Consider the following 7,597-nt stretch of genomic DNA (forward strand, 5'->3'; position numbering starts at 1 on the left):
ATCGGTTCCTGCGGCACGTAGCCGATGATGTCGCGATAGTCGTCGAGCGACAGATTGCGCAGCGGCTGATCATCGAGCAGGATGCGGCCTTCGGTCGGATCGATGACGCGCATCAGCAACTGGATCAGCGTGCTCTTGCCGGAGCCGACGCGTCCCACCAGCGCGACGGTATCGCCGCGCTCGACCTCGAAGCTGACGTTCTGCAGCGCGTGATGGCCGTTGGCGCCGAAGCGGAACGAGACGTCCTCGAAGCGCATCCGCTCGAAGGCAATCGGGGCGCGCTGCGGGCCGTGGTTGGTGACCATCGGCGCGAAATTCTGAATCTCCATCAGCCGGCCGATGCTGACCGCCGACTGGCGGCTCTTGACCACGAACTGCCCGATGTCGAACATCGGGTAGACGAGGAACATCACGTAGGTCGAGAAGGCGACGAAGTCACCGACGGTGATTTCGGCATCGACCGTCATGGCGCCGCCGACGAGCAACACCATCACCAGGCCGACCTGCCAGATGTACATGTAGAGCGACTCGATCCCGGCCCAGGCGCGGACGACGCCGATTTCAGCGGCCCGGCGTTCACCCATGGTGTCGGCAAAGCGCCGGCGCCACATCGGCTCGCGACTGTAGGCCTTGACCACCCGGATGCCGGAGAAACAGGCTTCCATCAGGCTGTTCAAATCCGAAATCCGGTTTTGCAGCCGGTCGAAGCGGCGGTCAAGCGCGCTTGAAGTCAGCATGAAAATCACGATCAACACCGGCAGCGGCGTCACCGTATACAGCGTCAGCTCAACGTTGAGCTGCAGCATGTGATAGACGCTGAGCACGACGACGAGCACCGCTTCGTAGAAGCGGAAAATGCCCGAGCAGGCGAACCACGACAACTTCTCAGCGACGTCGTCGGTCATGCGCGTGACCAGATCGCCGGTGCGATAGGCATTGAAGAAGTCGGGGCCCTTGCCGGTGGTCGCGTCAAAGGCGCGCTGGCGAAACTCCCATTCGAGGCGGGTGTTCATCCAGGCGCGCGTTCCCTGCACCGAGAAGTAGACCACGAAGATCACGACGGCGTACATGATCTGGATGATCACGGCGCCGACGAGCGGCGAGAGACCGCGGCCATGCAGGTAATTTGCGAGCGGCTGCAGGAAGGAGGGCAGCGTGCCGTGGCCTTCGCTGAGGATATCGAAGATATACTTCAGAATCAGCGGCTCGGTGATATAGAAAGCGCAGATCAGCGGCGTGCCGACCAGAAGCCAGGTCAGTGCCAGCTTATGGTTGCGGTAGCCGCTAATCAGCCACTTAAACTTGTTCCACATTGGTCACCTTCAGTTTCTCCGGTTCCTGGAACTGCAGGCGGAACAATTTCTCATAGTATCCGCCCTGCGCCAGCAGTTCGCGATGCGTGCCGCGCTCGATGATGCGGCCCTCGCGAATCACCAGAATTTTGTCGGCATCGAGAATCGTTGAGAGTCGATGCGCGATGATGAGCGACGTGCGCCCGGTCAGCAGGCGCTTGAGCGCCACTTGAATCCGCTTCTCGGTGTCGGGATCAACGGAGCTGGTGGCCTCGTCGAGCAGCAACACCTGCGGATTAAAGACCATGGCGCGGGCAAACGACAGCAGTTGCCGTTCGCCGCGGCTGAGATTGCCGCCGCGATCGGAGATCGGCGTGTCGTAGCCCTTCGGCAGATGCTCGACGAAGCGATCGGCCGAGACCAGATGCGCCGCCGCATGCAACGCTTCCTCCGAGACTCCACCCTGACCGAGCGTGATGTTCTCGCGCACATTGCCGGGGAAGAGGAAGATGTCCTGCAGGACCAGGCCGAACTTGCCGCGCAAATCGGCCAGCGTCAGCTCGCGGACATCGATGCCGTCCACCGTAATGCGGCCTTCGGTCGGATCGTAGAAGCGCAGCAGCAGGTTGACGATTGTGCTCTTGCCGCCGCCGGTAACGCCGACCAGTGCGACCTTCTCACCCTTGCGGATTTCGAAGTCGATAGCGCGGACGGCGTATTTGCCGTCGTTGGTGTACGAGAGGCCGACGTTTTCGAAACGGATGACGTCGGCAAATCCCGGCCACGACTTCGGTGACGGTATCTGCACGATGCGCTCCTCGCAGTTGAGCAGGCCGAAAATGCGGCGAGCGCCGGCAATGGCTCTCTGGATGACGTGCAACTCCTCCGCCGAGCGATGGATCGGGTCGAAGAAGCGGCGGATATACAGGATGAACGCCACAATCACGCCCGCCGACATCGCGCCGGCAGCATCGGCAGTGCCAGTGGCATTGAGCACGAGCAGCGCGCCGAAGAACGTGACGCCCGCGATCGCGACCTTCTCGAGAAACACCAGCGCGTTGCCGAAGGCCGTGTTCCCGATGTGGGCTTCGGCCTCGACGCGGAACTTGCGGCGATTGACCGTGCGCATCCGGTCGGTGGCCCAACCCTGCCGGTTGAAGACCTGCACGACGTTCATGCCCTGCAGGAATTCGGTCATCGTGGCGGTGACGTCGGCCATCCGTTTGCGCACATCGAGGAAACGCGGCGTCGTGTAGCGCTGATAGCCCCAGATCAGGGCGAAGACGATCGGCGCCATGGCGACGACCAGCAAGGTCAGCTTCCAGTTGTAATAGAACATTACCGCCAGCGTGCCGCTGATCATCAGTATGTCGCCGACGAGCATGACGACGATATTAGCGAACAACTGCCGCAGCGATTCGCCGTCGGATTCAACCCGCGACAACAGCCGGCCGACCGGATTGCGGTCGAAATAGGAAACCGACAGGCCAAGCACGTGATCAAAGCAGCGCTGTTTGAGACCGGTGATGATATCCTGGCCGATGATCTCCAGATGCACACGCTGGGCGTAGCTCGTGACGAGGAAGACCAGCAGGATCGAGATATAGAGCAGCGACCAGCGCACGATGGTGCTCTTGACCTCGGTGCCGGCGGCGACGGCAGTCTGGGCCGCCGCAGGCGCAGCCTCGGCGATCTGCCGTCCGGCAGCCGCGGCGACATCAATCGACTTCTGAATGATGATCGGGCCGGCCAGCGACAAGACCGTGGCCAGAATCAACAGCGCCAAATTCCACAGCAGGCGCTTGCGGTGCGGCTGGAGCAGCGGCAGCAGGCCGCGGAAGGCCTCTTTGCTGCTGATGCCGTCTTCTTGTTCGTGTTCGTAAAAGACTGAGTCCATATTGAAATCTTACTTTCCGTCGAGATCAGGTTGTCAACTGCGTCCGGCGTTGACTGCAAAAAAAAGAGCCGGACTCTTGCGGGTCCGGCTCGAAAGCTTCCACTCCGATACAATCATCGCTTGTCAGGGAGTTTTCGAGACGGAACCCGATACTGTCGCAGGCACACTACGCCCTTGGCATTGGCGAGCGACATTCTGAAACACAACATCATTCGTTTCCGTCTCCTGAGAATCACATTTGAAAGTGTCGATGAAATTACTTACTGATCTCATCGGCGAATTGTTGCATCAAAATAGCTCCAAGTTCAAAGCTGTCAAGATTTTTTCTGAGTCGATCTGGGGGCGGTATCGCAACCGGAAGTCGGACAGGTCGTTAGGTTGACGAAATTCCCGCATCGCCGGCAGGATAGCGAACCATCGACAGCGGCAATCGACAGTTGTAACAGAAAGAAAGGAAGAACAAATCATGGCAAAGTACCCAGATATCACTCTGAAGCGAGGCTACAGCACCAGTGGGGGAAACCCGACCCAGATCGAAGTTGCCGGCGTCCTTGAGGCGCTGGTCAATCTCTGGAGTAGCCCGGCATCCGGCGCGTCGCGCGCCAAGTCGGCGATCATGAACCTGGCGCGACAGGGCGAGGACGGCCAGCGCTTGCTGAAGGAGATTCGGCTGATGATTAATCGGCGGCAGTGGCTGACGCGCGAGACCAAGATCAAGACAGCGCACCAAGAGTTGGCTACGGCCATTACGCGTTTCGTTCGCCCGATGTAACCTGATCCCAGTCGCGCGGCATTTCCGCTTGCGTTTACGTACGTGAGACGCCAGATTGACTGATCATGAACATCGGCGATTTCCTGCGGGCGGCCTTTCTCATCACCTGGCGCTACAAATGGATGTGGTTGGTGGGCTTTTTGCTCTCACCGCAGTTATTGGGTGAAAGCATCTACAAGTTCAACTATCTGCCGGGGGAGGAGATTCCCTGGGAGCAGTTGCTGGCCGTGGTGCTGCTGGCGGGTTTCATCGGCGTGGTGATGTTCATCGCATCGATCCTGATTAATCCGGCGTTGATACTCGCGGCGGTACGCGCACAGCGCAATGAGCCAGTGACGGTCGGCGGCTGTTTCCGCGACGGTTCGGAATATTTTGTGCGTTATCTGCTGCTGGCGTTGACGTGGCTGGGAATCTCACTGGCCGTGGTAATCATGTTGGTGATTCCGCTGCTCATCGCGGCGGTGATTCATCTGCTGCTATTGATCGTCGTTGCGCTGTTCTTCGTGCCGGTTCTGATTGCCGTGGCGGTCGTGATCTACGCCGTCGGCTGTCATTCCTACCGCAGTCTGGTGCTGGAGAACCTGCCGGTGCTGGATGCGCTGCAGCGGGGCTATGCGCTGTTCAAGTCGCGGTTGTGGCCGTCGGTCGGATTGGCCGTGGTGGCGCTCTTGATCACGCTGGCGATTTCCGTGCCGCTGACATTACTGGTGATGATTCCACAGCAAATCTTAACGCAGCTGGCCGGCGAAGGCACGCTGGCACTGCTGGTCAAGTACGGTTTCAGCCTCTTGATTTCGATTCCCGTCTACGGCTATCTCGGTGCCTGGAACAGCAATCTCTGGACCGTCGCGTACGAGGCGTGGTTTGGGCCGCCAGTGACATCGACCGACACGAGCACACCCACGATCTTCTGATACTTTCTGCGTTTCATCAGCGCGTGTCCTTCCCATCCGCCGCAAGCGTACTCGCACGGGGATTTTCTGCCAACAAAATGGGAACCGACTGCATATACTTTTATAGAGGCACTTTTCCGAAGTTGTAGGCGAATCACGAGCGATCGCCGCAAATATTGAATCGCGGGGCAGAAGGGAAGGGGTTGATCGTGGAATTCCTGCACCAGCAAATTGGCAATAATAGCATTCTCGAATATCTGAGCGTATTGTTCGCCGCCGGCACGATCGGCTCGATCGTCGCGCTGATCCGTTATTTGGTGGTGCGACGTCTGACACGGCTGGCTCTGCAATCGGAAACGATCGTCGACGACGTTGTTGTCCGGCTGATTCAGCGTATCATGCCGTGGCTGATTGCCGTGATCGTGCTGGCACTCGGGCTGCGCGCACTTGATCTGCCGCCGAAACTCTCGCGGGGCCTGGCACTCACGGCCTTGGCGGCGGCGTTTTTTCAGGTCGGGTGCTGGGGCGAAACGCTCCTGCGCGTGCTGATCACCCGCAGTGTCGCGCTGTCGGGGCAGACCTCCGCCGATAACTCGCCGGCGCGCCGGGCCGTGCTCTTCGTCGGGCGGTGGTTGTTGTGGTCGCTAATTCTGGTCCTGCTGCTGGAAAACGCCGGTGTTGATCTGAGCGCACTTCTCGCCGGCTTGGGCATCGGCGGCATCGCTGTCGCCCTTGCCGTCCAGAATATCCTCGGTGACCTGTTCTGCTTCGCGGCAATAGTTTTCGACAAGCCGTTCGAGCAGGGAGATTTCCTGGTCGTCGGTGAGCAGCGGGGCACGGTCGAGAAGATCGGGATCCGGACAACGCGGGTGCGTTCGCTCGACGGCGAACAACTCGTATTTGCCAATAACGATTTGGTGTCCAGCCGCATCCGCAATTTCAAGCGCATGCAGGAACGCCGGGTGGTGTTCCAACTGGGGGTGATCTACGAGACGGCACCGGAGAAATTGCGGCGAATTCCGCAGCTGATTGCGTCGATCATCAATGAGATTCCCGGCACCCGCTTCGACCGCGCGCACTTTGCCGGTTTCGGCGACTTCAGTCTGAACTTCGAAATCGTCTACTACGTGCTGGACTCCGACTACAATCGTTACATGGACATCCAGCAGACCATCAATCTGGCCTTGTGTGAGCGCTTAGCACTCGATGGCATCGAGTTTGCCTATCCGTCGCAGACGGTCTTCGTCCGGAACCAGGCAAACATCTCTTCCGAGGTTGCGCATTCGCTTCAAGGAGGACGCTGATGAACGAGATCGAAAGAGTCAAGGACTTGATGACGGAGGCCGGGTCGGTTGACCCAACCGTCGGCAGCGGAACGCTGTCACCGCACCTGCCGCCAGTCGATGCCGCCGCACTGGCGGCCGTTATTCGCGGACTGTCGCGCGACAGCAAGCTGGTTGTGGTCTCGAATCGTGAGCCGGTAATTCACGAAGCGCGCGACGACGGTGTGCGCGAGATCCGCCCGGCCAGCGGCATGATCACCGGCATCGAGCCGATTGTCCGCGCCGTCAGCGGCACCTGGGTGGCGCATGGTTCCGGCAGTGCCGATCGCCGCGCCGTCGACACCAACGATCGTTTCACCGTTTCCGGCGGACGGTCATCGTATGCGTTGCGGCGTGTCTGGCTGACGCGGCAGGAAGAACAGGGCTACTATTATGGCGTGGCCAATAGCGCCCTCTGGCCACTCTGTCATATCGTCTATGCCCGGCCGCAGTTCTCACGGCGGCAGTGGGAGACCTACCGGCGCGTCAACGAGAAGTTTTGTGCTGCGGTGCTGGAGGAAATCGGGAGCGAGGACGCGATCGTCTTCATCCAGGATTATCACTTAGCGCTGTTGCCCCGGCTGCTGCGCCAGGCGCGCCCCGATCTGACCATCGTCATGTTCTGGCACATCCCCTGGCCGAATCCGGAGGCGTTTCGGATCATGCCGTGGGGTGAGGAGCTGCTCGACGGTCTGTTGGGCAGCGACCTGCTGGGTTTTCACATCCAGTACCACTGCAACAACTTTGTCGATACCGTCGATCATCGCGTCGAGGCGCGGATCGACCGCGAGCTGTTCAGCGTCTTTCGCGGCGGCACGCCGACCTACGTGCGGCCATTTCCCATCAGCGTCGATTTCGAGCAGGTCAGCGATGACGCAGTCTCCGTGCCGGTGCGGCACCGAGTGGAGGAGATTCTGGCAGCAATCGAGCACGACGGTAGACAGCAATTGCTGGTCGGCGTCGACCGCCTCGATTACACCAAGGGTATAATTGAACGTCTGCGGGCGGTTGATCGCCTTTTGCTGGAATACCCCGAGCTGCGCGGGCGGGTGACCTTGCTGCAACTGGCGGCACCCAGTCGCACTCATGTGGAAGCCTATCGGCGATTGGGGCAGGAGATGGACGCGCTCGTGGACGACATCAATTGGCGGCATCAGGACGACACCTGGCAGCCGATCCGGCTCTTGCGCGGGCATCACGACTACACCACGGTCATGGCAGCCTACCAGGTGGCGCGCGTCTTGCTGGTGACCTCCCTGCACGACGGGATGAATCTCGTCGCGAAGGAGTTTGTCGCGGCGCGGCGCGACGAAGACGGTGTGCTGTTGTTGTCCAAGTATACCGGGGCTGCGCGGGAATTGGCCGACGCGGTGCAGGTTAATCCTTTCGACATCGATGCGATGACCCAGGCGCTGTACGGA

6 protein-coding genes are annotated in these 7,597 nt (G+C 60.0%); 4 read left to right on the plus strand and 2 right to left on the minus strand.

The genetic code is table 11. The features are described from left to right. Both IT585_03700 and IT585_03705 read right to left on the minus strand, forming a co-directional pair. Window positions 1-1,313 (minus strand): ABC transporter ATP-binding protein (locus tag IT585_03700; GenBank protein ID MCC6962334.1); only part of this gene is annotated, 1,313 nt, incomplete at its 3' end. Next, window positions 1,297-3,189, minus strand: a complete 1,893-nt coding sequence (locus tag IT585_03705; protein ID MCC6962335.1) for an ABC transporter ATP-binding protein — start codon at window positions 3,187-3,189, stop codon at window positions 1,297-1,299. The genes IT585_03700 and IT585_03705, both read right to left, overlap by 17 nt. Window positions 3,190-3,655: 466 nt before the next feature. On the opposite strand from IT585_03705, the gene IT585_03710 reads away from it, so the two are divergent. From IT585_03710 to IT585_03725, 4 genes are all read left to right on the plus strand, one after another. Beyond that, complete coding sequence (locus IT585_03710) at window positions 3,656-3,961, plus strand: hypothetical protein (protein ID MCC6962336.1); 306 nt, start codon at window positions 3,656-3,658, stop codon at window positions 3,959-3,961. Between the two features lie 65 nt (window positions 3,962-4,026). Further along, window positions 4,027-4,875: a hypothetical protein gene (locus IT585_03715; protein ID MCC6962337.1), complete on the plus strand. Its 849-nt coding sequence runs from the start codon at window positions 4,027-4,029 to the stop codon at window positions 4,873-4,875. A gap of 377 nt (window positions 4,876-5,252) precedes the next feature. After that, a complete protein-coding gene (locus IT585_03720) occupies window positions 5,253-6,158 on the plus strand; it encodes a mechanosensitive ion channel family protein (protein ID MCC6962338.1) in 906 nt (301 codons plus the stop codon). Next, on the plus strand, window positions 6,158-7,597 hold a 1,440-nt coding region (locus IT585_03725; protein MCC6962339.1), incomplete at its 3' end, for a trehalose-6-phosphate synthase. The genes IT585_03720 and IT585_03725, both read left to right, overlap by 1 nt.

It is taken from the genome of Candidatus Zixiibacteriota bacterium (genome assembly GCA_020853795.1).
Classification (GTDB): Bacteria; Zixibacteria; MSB-5A5; order CAIYYT01; family CAIYYT01; genus JADJGC01.

Coding starts and splice junctions, on each gene's coding strand:
- IT585_03705 (MCC6962335.1), bottom strand. CDS start 3,189: ATGGACTCAGTCTTTTACGAACACGAACAAGAAGACGGCATCAGCAGC.
- IT585_03715 (MCC6962337.1), top strand. CDS start 4,027: ATGAACATCGGCGATTTCCTGCGGGCGGCCTTTCTCATCACCTGGCGC.
- IT585_03720 (MCC6962338.1), top strand. CDS start 5,253: ATGCCGTGGCTGATTGCCGTGATCGTGCTGGCACTCGGGCTGCGCGCA.
- IT585_03710 (MCC6962336.1), top strand. CDS start 3,656: ATGGCAAAGTACCCAGATATCACTCTGAAGCGAGGCTACAGCACCAGT.